The following is a 19,608-nucleotide window of genomic DNA, read 5'->3' as shown; positions in this document are numbered from 1 at the left end:
ATTCCGCCGCGTCCAGTCGGTTTCGCTATATATGCATGTTGTTTTGAGCGGCGTGAGTCGTATCAGACACGAACGATTTTCCCGTCTTCAAACCGATGACAAACCAGGCCAGACCGACGATCCCCAAGGCGAATATCGTATCGCCCACGGCTCGGAACCACACCAGGTTTTGAATGACATTTTGCTGCAGAAATTCAGCCGAACGCGCGTACCACATACCGTGTTCCATGCTGGCCAGCGTTTGCAGGATGCCCACCGGCAGCAGGCTCGTTACGCCCATGAGGAGCAGTCCGATGTTTAGCGACCAGAACGAAAAGCGGAGCAATTTGGTCTTCCATGGTCTTTGTCCGGTCAACCCGCGCAGGCAAAACAGCATCAGCCCGATGCCGAGCATCCCGTACACCCCGAAAAACGCCGAATGGCCGTGCAGCGGTGTCGTATTCAGCCCCTGCATGTAGTACAGGGCGATCGGCGGATTGATCAGGAAGCCGAAGATGCCGGCGCCCAGCAGGTTCCAGAACGAAACGGCGACAAAAAAGGCAATTGGCCATTTGTACCGCTCCACCCACGGCTTCGCTCTCCCGTGCTTCACATTTTCATACGCTTCAAAGCCGATCAGCAGCAGTGGAACGACTTCCAGAGCGCTGAACACTGCGCCAAACGCCAATACCCCTACCGGTGTGCCGGAAAAATACAGATGGTGGAACGTGCCGATAATTCCCCCAAAGAGAAAGATGATCGTCGAGAAGAGAACAGATGCAGTCGTTGTTGCCGCTCGAACCAATCCCATCCGCAAGAAGAGGAAGGCAATGACGACCGCGGCGAACACCTCGAAAAAGCCTTCCACCCAAAGGTGGACGATCCACCAGCGCCAGTACGTCGATATCGACAGATGCGTGTGTTGTCCCCACATCAAACCGGGAATGTAAAACACCGGAATGGCGACCGACGCAAGCAGAAACAAGGTCAGCAAATGGCGGTTTTCACTCTTTTTCTTCAGCGCCGGCCAAATCGAGCGCGCCATTAGATAAAACCACAGGAACAACCCGACCGTCAGGAAAATTTGCCATGCCCTTCCCAGATCGACATATTCGTAGCCCTGGTGCCCGAAGTAAAAATTGTGGGTCAGATTGCTGATATATCCTTTGACGGCCGCCCATTCCCCGGCCATGGAGCCAACGACAATCACCAACAAACAGAAGAACAAAAAGTTGACGCCGAGACGCTGGTATTTCGGTTCGTATCCGGACATCGCCGGCCCGATGTACAGACCGGTCGCAAGCCACGCCGTCGCAATCCAGAAGACTGCCAGCTGCTGGTGCCATGTCCGCGTGACGGAGTAAGGCAGCCAATCGGCGAGGGGAATGCCGTACAAGCCGTCGCCTTCCACCGCGTAATGCGCAGTAATGATGCCCAATCCCACCTGCACGACGATCAGTGCGGTCACGACCCCGAAATATTTGTACGTCGCTTTCATGGACGGTGTCGGCTGAATCGCGATGAGCGGGTCTTTTTCGGGAGCCGTCGCTTCTGAATGCCCTTCTTTTCCTCGCAATACCGCAAAATACCAGGCCAATGCGCCCACGCCGGCGATCAGCAAAATCACGCTCACGATCGACCAAATCAGCGAAGAGCGCGTCGGCACATTGTCGATCAACGGCTCGCCCGGCCAGTTGTTCGTGTAGGTGATGTCCATCCCTTCGCGGTTGGTGGACGCAGACCAGGACGTCCAGAAGAAGAACGCCGACAGTTTCGCGCGGTCTTCAGCGCTGGCGACCGTATTGGGGGGTATGGCGATTTGCTTGCGGTATTTGGCCATCTCCGGGTCGTCGCCGAATACTTTGTCGTAATAAGCGCTTACCTCCCGGATCGCCTCCGCTCTCGTTTCGGAAACAACGATTTCATTTGTTTCGCGATGATAGGTATTTGTCCGTATTTCCTGTTTCAACAATGTTTTCAATTCCGCCTGCTGCACATCGGAGAGCTTGCTGTAATCCGTTTGGTACCTGTCGTTCGCCCATTTGTCGAGAATCCACGTCAGTTCGCGATGCAGCCAGTCCGCCGTCCAGTCCGGAGCCACATAAGACCCGTGTCCCCATATGCTGCCGACCTCCTGGCCGCCCATGCGCTGCCATATGTTTTGCCCTTCGCGGATATCGTCTCCGGTGAATACGACTTTTCCGGTATTCGTCACGACACGGTCCGGAACAGGCGGCATCTCCTGATAAATTTCCCCGCCGTAATACAGAAGGACCGCAAAAGACGCGGCAAACACGAGCGCAAGTACAATCCACAGTTTTTTATATTGCATGTTCATTCACCTCCATCACACGTGTCTTGCTCACAGGCATCCTACCCTTTTGGCACGTAGGCGCAATACGGGTCGCTGGCCAAATAATCCCCGGTGACTGCATAGGCCCGGGCCCTCGAACCGCCGCAAACTTGTTTAAACTCGCAAACGCCGCATTTCCCTTTTAACAGCGACTTGTCGCGCAATTGCTTCATGATCGGTGAATGCCGGTAAATATCGGCGAGCGGACGTTCCCTGACATTACCGCATACCAACGGAAGAAATCCGCTTGGATACACCTCTCCGATATGGCTGATAAACACAAAGCCGTCGCCGTCATTCACGCCTTTCGGGGCGCGGCCGAGCACATCTTTCCGTTTTGTCCCGGCCTCGGCCGCAACCATGCCGAGACGGCCGGTTTCCTGCAATAACACCCTCCGGTAATGGGGTGCTTCCGTCGTTTTCACCCCGTACGGCATCCTTTGTTGAACGTGCACGAGCCATTTCATCACCTCTTCGTGCTGTTCCGGCGTGATCATGTCTTGTATCATCCCGCGCCCCGTCGGCACGAGGAAAAAGACGCTCCACAGCACGGCATCCATGTCCCTGACTTTTTCTGCAATGGCCTCAAGATCGTGCAGGTTATACGTTGACACGGTGGTGTTCACCTGAATCGGAATGTTCAGTTCCTTTAAATAGTGAATGCCCCTCATAGTGCGTTCGTAGGAACCCTTTGTTCCGCGAAAGTGATCGTGAATGTCCGCACACGAGCCGTCCAGGCTGAAAGCCCAACGCGACAATCCCACTTCCTTTGCTTTCCGTATCGCCTCCCGCGTCACTTTTGGCGTAGCGCTCGGCGTCATCGAAACGGACAGCTTCTTTTCCTGGATGGCGTATCGGGCGAGATCGAACAGATCGGGACGCATTAACGGATCACCGCCCGTAAACACAACGAGCGGACTGTCCATCTCGGCAATGTCGTCGATCAACTTGATCCCTTCCTCGAAGGTAAGCTGCCGCGGATCCGCTTTATACTGTGCTTCCGCCCTGCAGTGCAGGCATTTCAACGCGCAGGCGCGGGTCACTTCCCAGATGACGATAAACGGATTCTCGTGATAATCCCTTTCTTTCCCTGGAGGCAACATACACTCCCTCCTCTTCCCAAAATACGCCGGCGACAGTTTTATCCTAAGGCAAAATAAAACGCCGAAACGTGAGGCCCATCACATCTCCCGAACTGTTCAACACTTTTTCACAGTTTGCAACAAACGGCTTGAATCCGGCCGCTGGTGACGAAATATCCGGCGGCAAACGTTCATGATTCTGTAGAATTCTGCAGGGTGCCTTTAGGTCGGGACATCCCCATTTCAGGTAAAATATAGAATAAGGCGGGTGCGGAATAAGGCGAGTGTTACTGCCCGAAATACAACGCTGATGGAGGAAAGAATGCGATGCAAAAGCAAGTGATGTCCGCGTTTCTCAGGCAGGTCCCCATGTTCCATGATCTGAGCGATCAAGAAATGGAACGGGTAGCAGAAATCGCGATATCCCGCTTTATTCCCAAAAAGTCCGTCATTTTTTCGGAAGGAAGCGAGAAGGAAGCCGTCTACTTTATCCAAGAAGGATTGGTAAAAACCTTTAAAACGGACGAAAACGGGCACGAGCAAATTGTCTCATTGTTAAAACCTGTGGACATGTTTCCGCACACCGGCTTTTTCAATCAGAATCCGTACCCGGCGACGGCGGAAGCGATCATTGATACGCATCTGGTGGCGATTCCCGTCCGTTTGTTCGAACGCTTGATGCTGAACACTCCATCGATTGCCGTCAAGATGATGCGCGTCATGGGGGATAAAATCGTGGAACTGCAAGAAAAGCTGCAATCGCTGTCCGGACAGCACGTCAAACATCGTGTGCTGTCATTCCTGCTGAAGCTCGCAGAACAGCATGGAGAAGTAAACGGAAACAGCATTACGATCAACCTGCCGATGACTCACCAGGAGATTGCCAGCTCGATCGGCACCACCCGGGAAAGCGTCAATCGGCTGCTGAATCAGTTCAGCAAGGAATCGCTGTTGAAGTTCGAGCGCAATCGCATCGTAATTATGGACCTGGAGGCGCTGAAGCGGCAAAAAGAGCTGAAGTAGCCTCCAGACGCTCCTGGCCGCCCAGGACCAGAAAAGCCCCGAAACGCGATGGTTTCGGGGCTTCAGACTGAAGACGGGGTGAAAGGCCTGCACAGTGATCCACCGAACCGCGGGTCTATCCTGTGTTGCCGGTCGGTTCGCCTGCCTTGCCGATGTCGCTGAACATGCCCGCGTAGTATTTGACTTCGCCGGCGTCGTTTCGGATGGCCGAGATGGTCAGCCACTCCAGATAGATCTCTCCGTTTTTGCGCTTGTTCCAAATTTGCCCCTGCCAGTGTCCTTTCTCCCGCAAGGAGCGCCACAACGCCTCGTAGAAGCTTTTGTCCTGCTTGCCCGATTTCAGGATGCTCGGCTTCCGCCCGATCGCTTCCTCCGCGCTGTAGCCGGTTACAGCCGTAAACGCCGGATTGACGGAACGAATGATGCCGTCAGTATCGGTCACCACAATCGCTTCCACTGTGTTCTCCAGAATGTTGGCCGCCAGGTGCAGCTTTTCCTGATAAAACAGCCAGATCACCAGAATCAGACTGGCCAGCGCCACCTGCGAAAGCGCCATAAACCCGATGGCATAATGCCCCGTCATGCTGTACAGCGTCGTCAAGATCAGCGGCGGGAAAAAGCCTCCCAGCCCGCCCATCGCCGAGATCATCCCGTTGGCGATCCCGGCCTGCTTGGTGAAATAGAGCGGCACCAGCTTGAAAATCGTGCCGTTGCCAATGCCCGCGCACAACGCCACGGTCAGGCAGCCGACCGTATACAAATGCATCGACGGCGAGAACGACAGCAGCACGGCGGCCACCGTCATCCCGGCAAAGACGAGCATGAGAATTTTGAACGGATTGAACCGGTCACCAAGCCAGCCCCCTACCGGCCTCATCGCCGTCGCCAGCACGATAAATCCGGCTGTCCTCATCCCCGCATCGACTTTGGTCAATTGAAAATGGCTCACCAAAAAGTTGGGCAAATACACGGTAAAAGCGACAAACGAACCGAACGTTAAGAAATAGAACAGGCAGAGCAGCCACAGCTTCTCATTGCGCGAGACATCCTTGATCTGCTGGCCAAGCGGCGTCTTGACCGGCGTCTCCTGCCGGTCGCCAAGCACGAAGTTGAGGCCAGCCATTGCCAGCAGCAGAATACCGTAGCTCATCACCGTGTTGGACCAGCCAATATAGCTGGCGACGACCGGTGCGCCAAACGACGAGATCGCCGTTCCCAGATTGCCGATGCCGTAGATGCCGTTGACGAAGCCGTGCCGTTCCTTGGGAAAGTATTTGGGCAGCGAGGTGACACCAACCGAGAACACCGCGCCGCCGATCCCGAGCAGGATGCCGCCAATGACGAGGTCGGCAAACGAATCAGCCCGGCTGATCCAGTACACGGGGGCGAGCAGCAGCACGAAGCTGATCATGAACAGCTTGCGGGCCCCATAACGGTTCGTCCAGTACCCGACGGGAATGCGCAGGACTGACCCGAACAAGACCGGTATAGCCGTCACCCAGGCCAGCTGGGCGCTGGTCAATGCGATTTCTTCCTTAATGAAAGGCATCAGTGACGACAAAATCACCCACACCATGAAACCAACGACGAGGCTGATCGTCTGCAGCGGCAGTTGATAAGCTCCCTTGCTCCCCATCTTTCCATGGCCTCCTTCCTGTTCTACCGGTCATAAAGCGCGGCTTCGGCCCCCGCTTCACCTCTGCGCCGATACAGCACGTAGCTGCGCCGCAAATACCCGAGCGGCAAGCTGAACACATGTACAAGGCGCGTGAACGGCATGACGAGATAGAGCACAAACGTGGTCAAAATATGAATCTTGAAGCCAAGCGGCACCGTCCGCATCAGTTCGGGGTCCGGCTGGAAGACGAACAAGCCGCGCAGCCATGGATTGATCGTCGTCCGGTAATCAAAGCCGGAGTGGCTTACCGCATTTGCCGCCGTTGCCGCGAGGCCGCTGAGAATGACGATCGCCAGCACCACGAGCGCGATCTTGTCGCCGGCGCTGCTCGTCAGCCGGATGCGGGCGACGGCGAACCGGCGGTACAGCAGGATCAGCACGCCGATGAACGTAATGATGCCCGCCGGCAAGCCGCCGACGATCGCAACCAGGTGATACGCCTCGTCGCTGATCCCCAAAGAGCGGTACACGGAGACGGGAACGAGCAATCCGGCGATGTGGCCGCAGAACACGGCGATGAGGCCATAATGGAAAAACAGGCTGCCCCATCGCAGAATCCGCTTCTCCAGCACCTCGCTGGACTTGGATGTCCAGCCGAACGGATCCGTCACATAACGCCAGATGATCGCCGTGATAAAGATCGCCGCAATGATATAGGGCAAGACACCCCATACGAACAGCTCCATCTTGCTCAATTGTCTCCCCTCCCTGTCAGCGTCGGTTCCGCTGCAAGCTCCGCAGGCGCCTCGGGGACAATCTGCAGCAGCAGCTCAAACAGTCCTGTATACGGACTCCCCGCTTCTGCCAGCGAAAGCCGGATCGAGTGCAGCGCAGGCCGGCTCCAGGCCAGCACCTCCTGCGCCGCCGACCAGGATGCCGATGCCGCAAACTCCAGTACAAGCGGCAAGTAATCAGCCAGCTCGCCGTCCTCCAGGATGAAGCCGGCTTCGGCGTAGCGGCGCTTCCATGCCAGCAGCGCCGCGCCCCGCTCCCGTTCCTCTCCGTGCTGCTCATACGTCAGATACAAATTCGTCGTTCTGCCGAAATCAAAGGTGCGCACATATTGCTCCTGCCATGCGATCTCGCCTGCCGATTCGGCTGCATTCAGGAATGCTTCGATGTGTCTGGCCGCCTCCGCGTCGGCAGCCGCGATCTCTGCCGCCATCTCGCGGGCCGCAGGCAGATGCTGCCGCCACTCGCTGCTCGGATACTCCAGCAGCCGCGACAGCAGGCCGCACACGCGCTGTGATGTTCCGATATCCATACGAGCCGTCTCCTCTCCAATCAAATCAAAATACGCCGCACGAGCCGGGACCGCCAGCAAAACTCAGTCCGCATCCGCCCTGCTCATGGAACAGATCGGCCACCTGTTCGCGATGCGCCGGCGGGATGACAAAACGGTCATCGTACTTGGCGATTGCCAGCAGACGATACATATCCTCGACGGTCTGCTCATCCATCCCGATTTCGCTCAGCAGTGCCGGATCAGTCGCTCTCTGGGTCTGCTGGTTCCGCATATACATGCGCATCACCGCCATCTTGCGCAAAACGTTTCGAATCACCTCGACGTCACCTGCAGTGAGCAGGTTGGCCAAATATTCAAGCGGAATCCGCATCCCGTCGATCGCCGGAAAAATATCGTATGGATCGCGTTCGCTTCCTATCCCTTCGATTCGGTTCATGATCGGGCTGAGCGGCGGCACGTACCACACCATCGGCAGCGTCCGGTATTCCGGGTGCAGCGGCAGTGCGATGCCCCAGTCCATGACCATTTTATAGATCGGCGATCTTTGCGCCGCCAAAATCCAATCTTCCGGGATGCCTGCCCTCCGCGCTTCCCTGATCACATCCGGGTCGTGCGGATCGAGGAAAATGCCCAACTGGGATTTGTAGAGATTTTTTTCATCCGCCACCGACGCGGCTTCCTTCACTTTGTCCGCGTCGTAGAACATCAAGCCGAGATAGCGGATGCGGCCGACGCAGGTTTCCGAGCAGATCGTCGGCATCCCGGCCTCAATCCGCGGGAAGCACAGCGTGCATTTTTCCGCCTTGTTCGTCTGCCAGTTGAAGTACACCTTTTTGTACGGGCAGCTCGATACGCAGAACCGCCACGCTCTGCAGGCATTCTGGTCGACGAGAACGATGCCGTCCTCCTCCCGCTTGTACATCGCCCCGGACGGGCAGGACGAGACGCAGGCCGGATTGATGCAGTGCTCGCAGATTCGCGGCAGGTACATCATGAACACCTGCTCGAACTCCATGAGGATCGATTCCTCGATCCCCCGCAGATTTGGGTCCTCTCGTCCTGTCTCATTCACTCCGGCCAGGTCATCCTCCCAGTTTGGTCCCCATGTCAAATCCATATATTTCACGGTCACTTTCGATTTCGCCCTGGCCACCGGTTGATGCTTTTGTTCGGGACTGGCGGTCAATTTTTCGTAATCATAGGTCCACGGCTCGAAATAGTCGTCCAGGGTCGGCTGGTCGGGGTTGTGAAAAATGTTCAGCAGTCGCGCTGCCCGTGTTCCCGATTTCAGTTCCAGCTTGCCGTTCTTCAATTCCCATCCGCCGTTGTACCGTTCCTGATCTTCCCACTGTTTGGGATATCCGATGCCCGGCTTCGTCTCCACGTTGTTCCAGTACATGTATTCTGCCCCGGAGCGGTTTGTCCACGTGTTTTTGCACGTGACGCTGCACGTGTGGCAGCCGATGCATTTGTCCAGATTCATCACCATGCCGACCTGCGCTTTAATGTTCAAGCCAATCCACCTCCTGCAATTTCCGGATGATGACGTTCAAATCCCGTTGGTTGCCTGTTGGTCCGTAATAGTTGAACCCGTAACTGAGTTGGGCGTAACCGCCGATCATATGCGTCGGCTTGACATGGACGCGGGTCGGGCTGTTGTGCGTACCGCCGCGGGTCTCTGTAATCGGCGTTCCCGGAACGTGGATATGGCGGTCCTGAGCATGGTACATGAACGCCATCCCGCGTGGAATGCGATGTGTCACGACGGCGCGGGCCACGACGACGCCGTTGCGGTTGAAGCATTCGATCCAGTCGTTGTCGGCGATCTGCGTTTCGGTCGCATCCTCGTGGTTCAACCAGATCGTCGGCCCCCCGCGGAACAGCGTCAGCATCGGCAGCGCGTCGTAGTACATGCTGTGAACAGACCATTTGTTATGCGGCGTCAGGTAGTTCAGGACAATTTCCTTGCCGTCCTTGACCGGCCGCTTGCTGTTTGGATGAAACGGCGCATGTTTGAGGGTCGGCTTGAATGTCGCCAATGTCTCGCCGAATTCGCGCAGCATTTCATGGTCGATGTAAAACTGCTGTCTCCCGGTTAACGTTCGCCACGGAATAAGCCGCTCCACATTGGTGGTGAACGGCGAATAGCGGCGTCCGCCTTTTTCCGAACCGCTGAACGCGGGGGAGGTGATGACCGTTTTCGGCCTTGCGGTGATCTCCTCAAACGTGAAACATTCTTCCTCCCGTTCTTCCGCCAAATCTTTCAGGTGCAGCGCCGTTTTCTTCTCCAGCGCTTCCCATGCCTTGACCGCCATTTTTCCGTTTGCGGTCGAAGAAAGCGTGAGAATGGCCTCGGCCACATTCCGGTCCGTACTCAAATCGGGACATCCCGTCGCAACCCCGTTTCCTCTCCGGACGCCAAGCACGCGCTTTAATCGGTCGTATTCGTCCGACGCGGACCAGACAATGCCTTTTATGCCAAACGGTTTGTTTTCTACCAGCGGGCCGAGGGAGATCATTTTTTCGTACACGGACGCATAATCCCGCTCGACGACGTGAACGTGCGGCATCGTTTTCCCCGGAACCGGCTCGCATTGTCCCTTGCTCCAATCACGCACGAGCCCGTACGGCTGCGCCAGTTCATCCGGCGAATCGTGAAGGAGCGGCGTGGTGACGATATCGTTTTGCGGCCCGTCGAACTGCCGGGCGGCCATCGTCGAAAAAGCGCGCGCCAGTTCCTTGAACGTCTCCCAGTCCGAACGCGATTCCCATTGGGGGGACACGGCCGGATTGAACGGATGAATAAACGGATGCATGTCGGTGCTGCTCAAATCGCTCTTCTCATACCAGGTCGCGGCAGGCAGCACGATGTCCGAATACAGCGCCGTGCCAGCCATCCGGAAATCAAGGTTGACGAGCAAATCCAGTTTGCCTTCCGGCGCATTCTCCTTCCACTCGATTTCCTGGGGACGCAGCCCGATGTTGTCCTCGTTCAGCAGCCCGTTTGAGGTGCCCAGCAAATGTTTGAGAAAATATTCGTGCCCTTTGCCGGAACTGGAAATCAGGTTGGCTCTCCATACAAACAGGACACGCGGAAAATTAGCCGGGTCATCCGGATTCTCGATGGAAAACTTCAAGGTTCGATTTTTCAGCTGTTCGGCGACATAAGCGGCGATCTCTTCCCTGGTGCGGGCACCCGCTCGCTCTGCATCCCGGTACAGTTCCAGCGAATTGCGGCTGAACTGGGGATAGGATGGCAGCCAACCAAGCCTTACTGCCAGCACGTTATAGTCGGCGCTGTGCTCGTATCTGGCTTTCCCCGCCAGCGGTGACACCAGACTCTCGATCTGAGTATCTTCATAGCGCCATTGGTCGGTCGCGAAGTAGAAAAAGGACGTCCCGTTTTGCAGACGCGGCGGCAAGGACCAGTCCCTGGCAAAGGCGATCGTCTGCCAGCCTTCCGCGGGGCGCAGCTTCTCCTGGCCGACGTAGTGCGCCCAGCCACCGCCGTTGACGCCCTGACAGCCGGTCATCAGCACGAGGTTGATAATCGCCCGGTAGATGACGTCGGAATTGTACCAATGGTTAATCCCGGCGCCCAAAATAATCATCGACCGTCCCTTCGTCTCCACCGCGTTTTGCGCAAACTCGCGGGCGATTTGCACGACAGTATGGCGGTCCACGCCCGTAATTTTCTCCTGCCAGGCCGGCGTGAACGGTTGGTCGTCATCGTAGCTCTTCGGGCACGAGTCCCCCAGGTTCCGGTCGATCCCGTACTTGGCCAGCACGAGGTCGCAGACGGACGTCACGAACAGCGTTTTGCCGCCCTGTTCAATTCGCTTGACCGGTACGGCTCGCTCCATCACGTGCCGGCCGTCGTCGTCAAAATACGGGAGCTGAATCGTCAGCACTTCATCATGGACACCCAGCAGGGAAATGCGCGGGTCGATCGCGGTTCCGTTCGCGTCTTCCATGCGTAAATTCCATCGGCCCTCTTCGCCCCAGCGGAAACCGAGGCTGCCGTTGGGAACGGCGAAAGACCCGCTGTTGTCGTCGTACACCACCGTTTTCCATTGAACGTTGTTTCCCGCAGCTCCCAGGTCCTCCGCCAGCAGGAAACGGTCGGCCGTATACGCGCCGTTGTTTTCCGTAAGCAGCACCAGGTTGGGGAAATCCGTATATTGTTTGGCATACTGCAGAAAATAATCAGTCTGATTCTCGACATAAAATTCCTTCAGGATCACGTGCCCCATCGCCATGGCGAGCGCACCGTCCGTCCCGGGCTTGACCGACATCCACGTATCGGCCAATTTGACGAACTCCGCATAATCGGGACTGATGGAGACGACTTTCGTGCCGCGATAGCGGGCCTCAGCAAGAAAATGGGCGTCCGGCGTCCGGGTCATCGGCAGATTGGACCCCCATACGAGAATATAGCCGGAATTGAACCAATCGCTGCTTTCCGGAACATCCGTCTGATCTCCCCAAATTTGCGGCGATGCCGGCGGCAAATCGGCGTACCAGTCGTAGAAGCTGAGCAGCGGTGCACCTATGAGCGAAAGGAAGCGGGAGCCAGCCGCATAGCTGACCATGGACATCGCCGGAATCGGCGAAAACCCGATGATCCGATCCGGTCCGTACTTTTTGATCGTATGGATCATCGACGCCGAGATGATTTCCGTCACCTCATCCCAGGAGACGCGGACAAACCCGCCTTTTCCGCGGGCCGATTTATAGCGCTTCGCCTTCTTTGGATCTTCCACAATGCTGGCCCATGCCCGCACCGGGTCTTTCTCTTTGTTTTTCGCTTGTTTCCACAAGTCGAGGAGCGCGCCTCGTATGTAGGGGTACTTGACGCGCAGCGGGCTGTACAAATACCAGGAGAAGCTGGCTCCCCTCGGACATCCGCGCGGTTCAAAATCCGGCATGTCCGGACCGGTCGAGGGATAGTCCGTATGTTGCGTTTCCCACGTGACAATGCAGTCTTTGACGAATATTTGCCAGCTGCAGGAACCGGTGCAATTCACGCCATGGGTCGAACGTACGACCTTGTCGTGCTGCCACCGCCTGCGGTACATATCTTCCCAGTCCCGGTTCTCGGGGGACATTTCACTCCAGCCTTCGGAATATTGTTCCCGTTTGGAGAAGTATCTCAGTTTCTGAAACAATGGCGTTTTCTTGCCCATGATATACCTCCCTTGTTGTAGGTGCGGCGCTATGCTTTGTTCATCCCGTTGCTTCTCAATGTAGCATTCCATGTTCACTTTTCATGTGAAAAAAATCACAATATCACCGCGTTGGACGCCCGATAAACACCAGGTTTCAAAAAATCGACAAAAAGCGGACTCCTCCGTACGAAGAAGTCCGCTTTTTCCCCAGCTACGTTCATCCGCCGATTTGCGGCATACACCGGGCGGTTGGCGTATGCGCCGTCATTTTCATGCCTCATTTCTGCCCGTTGTTCCATTGATCAAGCATCTGGCTCATTTTTCTTTTCGCTTCGGCAACGACTGTTTCAATGTCCTGGCGGGACGGTTGACCCAGATGGATCCCCGCCAATACAGCGACGGTGCGGCCAAGTGTGCGGCATGCCGTCTCTGCCAGTTCGGCAGCGAGCGGTCCTTCCCGATGGCCGGGCAGAGCCAACATCTCAACTTGTACGTCCTGATCATTGGTGACGTATGCTGTTGCTGACGCCCCGATGTGGGCCGTCCCCCCGGTAACCAGGAAGACCACGTCCCTTCCCATCATGAACGGGCGAATCTCTACCGTCTCAAAATGAATTGATTTATCCATAAAGCTCGACGCCTCTTCTCTTTCAGTCCTGACCTGTCCTGCACTCATCATAATAACACCGCAGTTCCGCATCACGAATGATCTTGGTCACACGCTGAAAAAAGGTTGCAGATATGTGACCAAGATCACAATAGCGGCACCTCCCTTTTTTTATGATGAAAAACGTAAAGCAAACCAGCACGTACGGGGGAATACTGAGTTGGGTATTTTGGACGAAATTTCCTCATCATGTGGTCTTGCTATGTCCTTTCGTGTTATGCTGTTCACACCACATGCGGCTCCGTTTATATATGGTGAATCGGGATTATCGAAACAGGAGGGAACCACCGATGATAAAAGCGGATCTCGCAGGGAGCATTCGGAATACGTCCTGCTTTTCAGAGGGGAATTTTGCCAAACTGAAGGAAATCATGTGCGACAACCATTTTCCTGCGGGATCGCATTTATTTTGGGAAGGGGACCCGGCGGACAAACTGTACTTTCTCCATAAAGGAAGGGTGCGCATTACCAAAGCGACTGATGACGGCAAACACTTGGTCATTTACACGCATCAGGCAGGAGATCTCTTCGGCCAAGTGGACCCTTTTCGCGAATCTGTTCATTTTTTTGGCGCGGAAATTCTTGAGGATGCCGACGTCGGAATCATCCAGCAACAAGACTTGGAAGCGTTGCTGCTGCAGCATGGCGATCTGGCCGTAGAGTTCATGAAGTGGATCGGACTGATGAATCGGTTGACGCAATCCAAATTGCGCGATTTGATGTTGTCCGGCAAACTGGGAATTCTGTGTTCGCTGCTTATTCGTTTGGGGAATACATATGGAATCGAACAAGGCGGGCGCATCCTCATTTCCAATAAGTTGACCAACTCGGAGTTGGCGGATATGATCGGCACAACACGGGAAAGCGTGAACCGCATCCTCGGGGATTTGAAAAAAGCGGGTGTCATTTCTTACGAAGATGGGCATATTGTCATCCAGGACTTGGATTACCTGCGTGATACGTGCCAGTGTGAAAACTGCCCGAAGGAAATTTGCCGGGTCTAAAGACATTGCCATTTTACAACACAATTCACGAAAGAAGGCTGACTGTTGACCATGCTGACTGTGTGCGAGTTGATTGCCGGATGAACGCAGCGAACCGATCAACTATAAGGTTAAAACGCATTTACGAACCGCCCTCTCCGGAAGACGGCGTACGCATTCTGGTCGACCGGCTCTGGCCGCGCGGCATTTCAAAAGAGCAGGCGTCCCTCGATGAATGGATGAAAGAAATCGCTCCGAGTCCCGAATTGCGCAAGTGGTTCTGTCATCAACCGGAGCGATTTGCGGAATTTACGCGAAGATACGAACTGGAATTGTCAGAAGATCCGACCCGGTGCAGACTCGTCGATCGGATATGGGAACTCGCGTCTGAAAAAAACGTCACGCTTGTTTATGCCGCAAAAGATCCCGTCCACAACCACGCCATTGTTCTGCAGCAATGGCTGAACCGCCGCTTACATTCGGATGGGTGATACCAACAGTGCTGAACCGGCTTCCTTATGGCTGCATGTGGAATGCACTCCCGGATGGCACTTGCCCTGCTTTGTCAAATGGAATCACGGCAAACCGCACGGCTGAGTTCTGCTTTTTCTTCCGCGTTCAACATGTTTTCCGCCATGGGAAACAGCACGTTTTCTTCTTTCATGAAATGATCGGTTAAGACGGCATGGGCCTGAAGCGCATAGGAAGCAATCTCTTTCGCCCGTCCGGCATCCGCCGTCCCCTCCAACTGTTCCACGGCCTCCAGGAATTTCTTCAAGTTTTGTTTGGCCAACTCGTGTTCATATTCCATCACGGCGATTGGCCCCATCTGTCTGCCAATATATTTTGCCATGAGGGGAAAGAGCGCACCTTCTTCCCGTTCCGAATGAGGGTCGAGTTCTCTCACAAAGGCTTCCACTTTTTGTTTCAGCGCTGCAAGCTGAGCGGTCCAGTCCGTTGTTTCCTGATCCGCGCCGATTTCAGCCGCCTCCCGGGCAAACGCATCCATTTGTTCCCGAAGCGGTCCGTGCTCGCGTTTCAGTTGGGCAAGCGGTTCGCACAGTGCTACCTGGGCTCGGCCTTCCGACATCATGTGGCCACAATGATGAGGCATTTGTTCCATACAAGATGCTCCTTTCGTTTTTTATGTGCACATTTGAAACGCTCAAAACCGTATCCATGCAGGATTTAGTCTGGTTGGCAACTGGTGCAGATATGCGGCACGATTCCGGCCCCCCACAACAGCCCTGCGCATAGGAAAGGCTCATTTTATGCCACATACACGACCAACACTGTACCGGCAATCAGCACGGAATAGGCAATCTCAAGTATGCCCGTCTGTTTGACGGATAGTTTCGTGTGCGGTGACCAGACGGCCCGAACAGCCAAAACGGCCAGCGGCACCAACAACCCGGGAGGGAACCATAACGCCCCTGCGACGAGTAGAGCAAGATGGTACATGACAGAGAATCTGTAATACATCGCATTGTGCTTTTCCCGAATCATCGTCTTTACGTAAAAAACCGTTCCCGTAAAATACAGGATGCTGAATCCGAACAGCTCAGCCGCAAGCCTCCAATCGGTTCCTCCCCCCGCCTGATACGCAACAAACACCATCAGGCTGAACTGTACGACAGCGGCCAGGTCGTTGAGAAGGGCCCTTTCCTGATTGCGCCTGGCGTAATAACAATTGACGAGAAACAACGGGATGAAAAACGGAACCAACCGCGCCAGTGCCGGGTCCAATACGAGCAGCAGGAAACCGATTGGAATCAGCAAACTGCCATATACCTGCATCGGTCTCCGGTAGATCGTGGTCTTTTTCGTCCGCAGCCACTGCAGAAAAGCGTACGAGAACAAGTAGGCGAGAAACCAGCCGAGAAAAAGCAGCACATGCAGCCAAACGGGCTTTGCCGCGAACATGCCGAATAAAAACGGAATAAGCAGCATCGCCCAGGCCCCATGTTGGTTGGGTATATATCCCTTTTTCATCCGATCCCCCTCCAGGTTCACTGGGCCTTGTCAAACGTTTTCCTCCATATCTGCAATCTTACCGTTTTACACGCGGAAATAACACATTGTTTTCCAGGTGTATGTGTTCGAACAAATCCGATTCCAGTTCTTCGAGCTTCTGAAATGTCAGGGTATACGTCCGGCATGCCCCTTCAGGCAGCCGATAATCTTGCGTGACCGCCCTCATTTCTTTTAACAGTGTGCCCACAGCGCTGTGGTCGGCTTCCAACTCCTCAATTGTATGTGCCGCCTTTGAGATGTCTGTTTCAGCGCCTGTTTGTTCAGCTTTACGAATCAGTGGAAAGACCATTTCCTCTTCCGTGATCAGGTGCTGCTCCAGCTCCATCTTCATTTGATGGAACAGTTTGTGAAGTTGGGCCAACTCCGGATGCAGCTGACCGTGCACCCGAAGGATTTTGGTAGTAAATTCACTGAGCAGCGGCAGTTCTTTGAGCAAATAGGCATGATGGGTTTGCACGATATGGTCGATCAAATCGGATAGGCTCGCCTCCCGCCAGTCTGTATCCTGCCCCCGTTTCTCCTGTGCCTGCTGAAACATTTGATTCAAACGTGCAAGAAACGCGCTCTTGTCAATCTGTTGCTGCTCCAGCACCGCGGATAACGTGCGGCTGCCGCCGCAACAAAAATCGATCTGATATTCCCTCAACAAATTGCTGGCGCCGGGAAAACCGGCTACAATGTCACCGATCGTTTCGGAACCGTTGAATGTCTGACCCATGTTCCGGCCTCCTCGTCTAATGTAATGGCGATGCTTCTGTCTAACAGTTTACCGCTGTCGGACATTCGGCAATGTGACGCGAATCACAAAAATCGCGCTTTGTACGGTTCCATTTCAGCTGCACGCAAAAAAGCTCTTAAGATACGGTTCGCATCTTAAGAGCTGTTTCGTTATGTAATGGTGCCGGTAGAGGGACTTGAACCCCCACGGTTTCCCTCACGATTTTGAGTCGCGCGCGTCTGCCAATTCCGCCATACCGGCACGTTTATGGAGGAGGCACCCGGATTCGAACCGGGGAATAAGGGTTTTGCAGACCCGTGCCTTACCACTTGGCTATGCCTCCATGTTCTGTTTTATTTATATTCGGCATGGGCTGACCATGTTCCGCCCAAAGCCTATCGAGGAGACAAATGGAGCGGACGACGGGTCTCGAACCCGCGACCTTCGCCTTGGCAAGGCGACGCTCTACCAATTGAGCTACGTCCGCATAAATGGCTGGGGCACTAGGATTCGAACCTAGGAATGACGGAGTCAAAGTCCGTTGCCTTACCGCTTGGCTATGCCCCAATATGAGATTAAAAATGGGGCGATCGATGGGAATCGAACCCACGAATGTCGGAGCCACAATCCGATGCGTTAGCCACTTCGCCACGACCGCCACGCAATGGCAGGGGCAGTAGGAATCGAACCCACACCAAAGGTTTTGGAGACCTTCGTTCTACCGTTAAACTATGCCCCTGTATATGGTGGCTCGGGACGGAATCGAACCGCCGACACGAGGATTTTCAGTCCTCTGCTCTACCAACTGAGCTACCGAGCCATCGCTTAACGAAAATGGCGGAGCTGACGGGACTCGAACCCGCGACCTCCGGTGTGACAGACCGGCGTGAACTCCAGCTTCACCACAGCTCCAGATTTGGTTGCGGGAGCAGGATTTGAACCTGCGACCTTCGGGTTATGAGCCCGACGAGCTACCAGACTGCTCCATCCCGCGACGATAACAATTCTACTGTAATGGTGGAGGCTGACGGGATCGAACCGCCGACCCTCTGCTTGTAAGGCAGATGCTCTCCCAGCTGAGCTAAGCCTCCACGTCACCCCGCAAAGCCGCTGTATGCTATTAAGCATATCACGTTTGCTTTGCAGGGTCCACTTCATTTAGATGGTGACCCGTAGGGGATTCGAACCCCTGAATGACAGCGTGAAAGGCTGCTGTGTTAAACCTCTTCACCAACGGGCCATGATGGCGGATGGAGTGGGATTTGAACCCACGAGACGAGTTATCCCCGCCTACACGATTTCCAATCGTGCTCCTTCGGCCTCTCGGACATCCATCCGGGATAATGGCTCCTCGGGAGGGACTCGAACCCCCGACCAATCGGTTAACAGCCGATTGCTCTACCGACTGAGCTACCGAGGAACGTTGAAGACTTCGCGCCTTCAAAACTGGATATGCATGGTGCAAAGGATCATTGGAGTGGATAAGTCCTCGACCGATTAGTATTCGTCAGCTCCACGCGTTGCCGCGCTTCCACACCGAACCTATCAACCTCATCGTCTTTGAGGGGTCTTACCAGCTTGACGCTGTGGGAAGTCTCATCTTGGAGGGGGCTTCACGCTTAGATGCTTTCAGCGCTTATCCCGTCCGCACATAGCTACCCAGCTGTGCTCCTGGCGGAACAACTGGTGCACCAGCGGTGCGTCCATCCCGGTCCTCTCGTACTAAGGACAGCTCTCCTCAAACTTCCTGCGCCCGCGACAGATAGGGACCGAACTGTCTCACGACGTTCTGAACCCAGCTCGCGTACCGCTTTAATGGGCGAACAGCCCAACCCTTGGGACCTACTTCAGCCCCAGGATGCGATGAGCCGACATCGAGGTGCCAAACCTCCCCGTCGATGTGGACTCTTGGGGGAGATAAGCCTGTTATCCCCAGGGTAGCTTTTATCCGTTGAGCGATGGCCCTTCCATGCGGAACCACCGGATCACTAAGCCCGACTTTCGTCCCTGCTCGACTTGTAGGTCTCGCAGTCAAGCTCCCTTCTGCCTTTACACTCTGCGAATGATTTCCGACCATTCTGAGGGAACCTTTGGGCGCCTCCGTTACCATTTAGGAGGCGACCGCCCCAGTCAAACTGCCCACCTGACACTGTTCCCCGACCCGATCAGGGCCGCGGGTTAGAACTCCGATACGATCAGGGTGGTATCCCAACGGCGCCTCCACCGATGCTGGCGCACCGGCTTCCCAGGCTCCCACCTATTCTGTACAGATCGTACCAAAGTCCAATATCAGGCTACAGTAAAGCTCCATGGGGTCTTTCCGTCTTGTCGCGGGTAACCTGCATCTTCACAGGTATTATGATTTCACCGGGTCTCTTGCCGAGACAGCGCCCAAGTCGTTACGCCTTTCGTGCGGGTCGGAACTTACCCGACAAGGAATTTCGCTACCTTAGGACCGTTATAGTTACGGCCGCCGTTTACTGGGGCTTCGGTTCAAAGCTTCGCTTGCGCTAACTCATCCCCTTAACCTTCCAGCACCGGGCAGGCGTCAGCCCCTATACTTCGCCTTGCGGCTTCGCAGAGACCTGTGTTTTTGCTAAACAGTCGCTTGGGCCTTTTCACTGCGGCCCCCTCGGGCTGTTAACCCTACCGGGGCGCCCCTTCTCCCGAAGTTACG

14 protein-coding genes, 13 tRNA genes and 1 rRNA gene (1 of these 28 running past the window's edge) are annotated in these 19,608 nt (G+C 55.2%); 3 read left to right on the top strand and 25 right to left on the bottom strand.

Annotation, left to right across the window (positions count from 1 at the left end):
- Window positions 1-25: 25 nt before the first annotated feature.
- Window positions 26-2,311 carry a nitric-oxide reductase large subunit gene (locus tag IRT44_RS09390; RefSeq protein WP_230077812.1) on the bottom strand — a complete coding sequence of 762 codons (2,286 nt, stop codon included), beginning with the start codon at window positions 2,309-2,311 and terminating at the stop codon, window positions 26-28.
- A 41-nt stretch (window positions 2,312-2,352) separates the two neighbouring features.
- Window positions 2,353-3,435 carry a TIGR04053 family radical SAM/SPASM domain-containing protein gene (locus IRT44_RS09385; protein ID WP_230077811.1) on the bottom strand — a complete coding sequence of 361 codons (1,083 nt, stop codon included), beginning with the start codon at window positions 3,433-3,435 and terminating at the stop codon, window positions 2,353-2,355.
- Between the two features lie 306 nt (window positions 3,436-3,741).
- Between IRT44_RS09385 and IRT44_RS09380 the strand changes: the two genes are divergently transcribed.
- Window positions 3,742-4,437 carry a Crp/Fnr family transcriptional regulator gene (locus IRT44_RS09380; protein ID WP_212133186.1) on the top strand — a complete coding sequence of 232 codons (696 nt, stop codon included), beginning with the start codon at window positions 3,742-3,744 and terminating at the stop codon, window positions 4,435-4,437.
- A gap of 115 nt (window positions 4,438-4,552) precedes the next feature.
- Here IRT44_RS09380 and IRT44_RS09375 read toward each other — a convergent pair whose 3' ends face one another.
- The 6 genes from IRT44_RS09375 to IRT44_RS09350 all read right to left on the bottom strand — a co-directional run bounded on the left by IRT44_RS09375 (window position 4,553) and on the right by IRT44_RS09350 (window position 13,157).
- Window positions 4,553-6,073: a nitrate/nitrite transporter gene (locus tag IRT44_RS09375; protein ID WP_171566563.1), complete on the bottom strand. Its 1,521-nt coding sequence runs from the start codon at window positions 6,071-6,073 to the stop codon at window positions 4,553-4,555.
- Between the two features lie 23 nt (window positions 6,074-6,096).
- On the bottom strand, window positions 6,097-6,801 hold the full coding sequence (gene narI, locus IRT44_RS09370; RefSeq protein ID WP_171566624.1) for a respiratory nitrate reductase subunit gamma: 705 nt from the start codon (window positions 6,799-6,801) through the stop codon (window positions 6,097-6,099).
- Window positions 6,802-6,806: 5 nt separating this feature from the next.
- Window positions 6,807-7,379 carry a nitrate reductase molybdenum cofactor assembly chaperone gene (gene narJ / locus IRT44_RS09365; protein ID WP_212133185.1) on the bottom strand — a complete coding sequence of 191 codons (573 nt, stop codon included), beginning with the start codon at window positions 7,377-7,379 and terminating at the stop codon, window positions 6,807-6,809.
- Between the two features lie 25 nt (window positions 7,380-7,404).
- The gene (gene narH / locus IRT44_RS09360; protein WP_230077810.1) at window positions 7,405-8,874 is read right to left on the bottom strand and encodes a nitrate reductase subunit beta; all 1,470 of its coding nucleotides are present in this window, start codon (window positions 8,872-8,874) and stop codon (window positions 7,405-7,407) included.
- Window positions 8,864-12,550, bottom strand: a complete 3,687-nt coding sequence (locus tag IRT44_RS09355) for a nitrate reductase subunit alpha (protein ID WP_230077873.1) — start codon at window positions 12,548-12,550, stop codon at window positions 8,864-8,866. Before IRT44_RS09355 ends, narH begins: the two co-directional genes overlap by 11 nt.
- Before the next feature lie 256 nt (window positions 12,551-12,806).
- The gene (locus tag IRT44_RS09350; protein WP_230077809.1) at window positions 12,807-13,157 is read right to left on the bottom strand and encodes a prenylated flavin chaperone LpdD; all 351 of its coding nucleotides are present in this window, start codon (window positions 13,155-13,157) and stop codon (window positions 12,807-12,809) included.
- Window positions 13,158-13,486: 329 nt separating this feature from the next.
- Between IRT44_RS09350 and IRT44_RS09345 the strand changes: the two genes are divergently transcribed.
- Complete coding sequence (locus IRT44_RS09345; RefSeq protein ID WP_230077808.1) at window positions 13,487-14,200, top strand: Crp/Fnr family transcriptional regulator; 714 nt, start codon at window positions 13,487-13,489, stop codon at window positions 14,198-14,200.
- 80 nt (window positions 14,201-14,280) lie between these two features.
- Window positions 14,281-14,670: a DUF488 domain-containing protein gene (locus tag IRT44_RS09340; protein ID WP_171566558.1), complete on the top strand. Its 390-nt coding sequence runs from the start codon at window positions 14,281-14,283 to the stop codon at window positions 14,668-14,670.
- 74 nt (window positions 14,671-14,744) lie between these two features.
- On the opposite strand, the gene IRT44_RS09335 is transcribed toward IRT44_RS09340, so the two are convergent.
- The 17 genes from IRT44_RS09335 to IRT44_RS09255 all read right to left on the bottom strand — a co-directional run.
- Entirely contained in the window at window positions 14,745-15,302 is a 558-nt protein-coding gene (locus IRT44_RS09335) for a hemerythrin domain-containing protein (RefSeq protein ID WP_171566557.1), read from the bottom strand.
- 146 nt (window positions 15,303-15,448) lie between these two features.
- Window positions 15,449-16,171 carry a YwiC-like family protein gene (locus IRT44_RS09330; protein WP_171566556.1) on the bottom strand — a complete coding sequence of 241 codons (723 nt, stop codon included), beginning with the start codon at window positions 16,169-16,171 and terminating at the stop codon, window positions 15,449-15,451.
- Window positions 16,172-16,229: 58 nt separating this feature from the next.
- Entirely contained in the window at window positions 16,230-16,931 is a 702-nt protein-coding gene (gene ric / locus IRT44_RS09325; RefSeq protein ID WP_171566555.1) for an iron-sulfur cluster repair di-iron protein, read from the bottom strand.
- Between the two features lie 178 nt (window positions 16,932-17,109).
- Window positions 17,110-17,192: transfer RNA gene (locus IRT44_RS09320), tRNA-Leu, on the bottom strand.
- Window positions 17,193-17,199: 7 nt separating this feature from the next.
- Window positions 17,200-17,274 (bottom strand) — tRNA-Cys (locus IRT44_RS09315).
- 68 nt (window positions 17,275-17,342) lie between these two features.
- Window positions 17,343-17,418 (bottom strand) — tRNA-Gly (locus IRT44_RS09310).
- Window positions 17,419-17,423: 5 nt separating this feature from the next.
- A tRNA-Gln gene (locus tag IRT44_RS09305) sits at window positions 17,424-17,498 on the bottom strand.
- Between the two features lie 15 nt (window positions 17,499-17,513).
- Window positions 17,514-17,589, bottom strand: a tRNA-His gene (locus tag IRT44_RS09300).
- Between the two features lie 7 nt (window positions 17,590-17,596).
- A tRNA-Trp gene (locus tag IRT44_RS09295) sits at window positions 17,597-17,670 on the bottom strand.
- Window positions 17,671-17,675: 5 nt separating this feature from the next.
- Window positions 17,676-17,751 (bottom strand) — tRNA-Phe (locus IRT44_RS09290).
- A 15-nt stretch (window positions 17,752-17,766) separates the two neighbouring features.
- A tRNA-Asp gene (locus IRT44_RS09285) sits at window positions 17,767-17,843 on the bottom strand.
- A gap of 5 nt (window positions 17,844-17,848) precedes the next feature.
- Window positions 17,849-17,925: transfer RNA gene (locus IRT44_RS09280), tRNA-Met, on the bottom strand.
- 21 nt (window positions 17,926-17,946) lie between these two features.
- A tRNA-Val gene (locus tag IRT44_RS09275) sits at window positions 17,947-18,022 on the bottom strand.
- Between the two features lie 72 nt (window positions 18,023-18,094).
- A tRNA-Glu gene (locus IRT44_RS09270) sits at window positions 18,095-18,171 on the bottom strand.
- Window positions 18,172-18,175: 4 nt separating this feature from the next.
- Window positions 18,176-18,268: transfer RNA gene (locus IRT44_RS09265), tRNA-Ser, on the bottom strand.
- 7 nt (window positions 18,269-18,275) lie between these two features.
- Window positions 18,276-18,351 (bottom strand) — tRNA-Asn (locus tag IRT44_RS09260).
- A gap of 57 nt (window positions 18,352-18,408) precedes the next feature.
- Window positions 18,409-19,608 (bottom strand): 23S ribosomal RNA (locus tag IRT44_RS09255); it runs 1,729 nt beyond the window's last position.

Origin of the sequence: Brevibacillus sedimenti (assembly GCF_020923495.1) — a bacterium.
In the GTDB taxonomy this organism is placed as follows: domain Bacteria; phylum Bacillota; class Bacilli; order Brevibacillales; family Brevibacillaceae; genus Brevibacillus; species Brevibacillus aydinogluensis.
The sequence above is the reverse complement of the archived record's forward strand: the minus strand, read 5'-3'. Positions and strand labels throughout refer to the sequence as shown.

What these genes read in the sequence shown, in the direction of transcription:
- IRT44_RS09340 (WP_171566558.1), top strand. Translation starts at nt 14,281, where the DNA reads ATGAACGCAGCGAACCGATCAACTATAAGGTTAAAACGCATTTACGAA.
- narJ (WP_212133185.1), bottom strand. Translation starts at nt 7,379, where the DNA reads ATGGATATCGGAACATCACAGCGCGTGTGCGGCCTGCTGTCGCGGCTG.
- IRT44_RS09330 (WP_171566556.1), bottom strand. Translation starts at nt 16,171, where the DNA reads ATGAAAAAGGGATATATACCCAACCAACATGGGGCCTGGGCGATGCTG.
- IRT44_RS09345 (WP_230077808.1), top strand. Translation starts at nt 13,487, where the DNA reads ATGATAAAAGCGGATCTCGCAGGGAGCATTCGGAATACGTCCTGCTTT.
- IRT44_RS09385 (WP_230077811.1), bottom strand. Translation starts at nt 3,435, where the DNA reads ATGTTGCCTCCAGGGAAAGAAAGGGATTATCACGAGAATCCGTTTATC.
- IRT44_RS09375 (WP_171566563.1), bottom strand. Translation starts at nt 6,073, where the DNA reads ATGGGGAGCAAGGGAGCTTATCAACTGCCGCTGCAGACGATCAGCCTC.
- IRT44_RS09335 (WP_171566557.1), bottom strand. Translation starts at nt 15,302, where the DNA reads ATGGAACAAATGCCTCATCATTGTGGCCACATGATGTCGGAAGGCCGA.
- IRT44_RS09350 (WP_230077809.1), bottom strand. Translation starts at nt 13,157, where the DNA reads ATGGATAAATCAATTCATTTTGAGACGGTAGAGATTCGCCCGTTCATG.
- narI (WP_171566624.1), bottom strand. Translation starts at nt 6,801, where the DNA reads ATGGAGCTGTTCGTATGGGGTGTCTTGCCCTATATCATTGCGGCGATC.
- IRT44_RS09380 (WP_212133186.1), top strand. Translation starts at nt 3,742, where the DNA reads ATGCAAAAGCAAGTGATGTCCGCGTTTCTCAGGCAGGTCCCCATGTTC.
- IRT44_RS09390 (WP_230077812.1), bottom strand. Translation starts at nt 2,311, where the DNA reads ATGCAATATAAAAAACTGTGGATTGTACTTGCGCTCGTGTTTGCCGCG.
- ric (WP_171566555.1), bottom strand. Translation starts at nt 16,931, where the DNA reads ATGGGTCAGACATTCAACGGTTCCGAAACGATCGGTGACATTGTAGCC.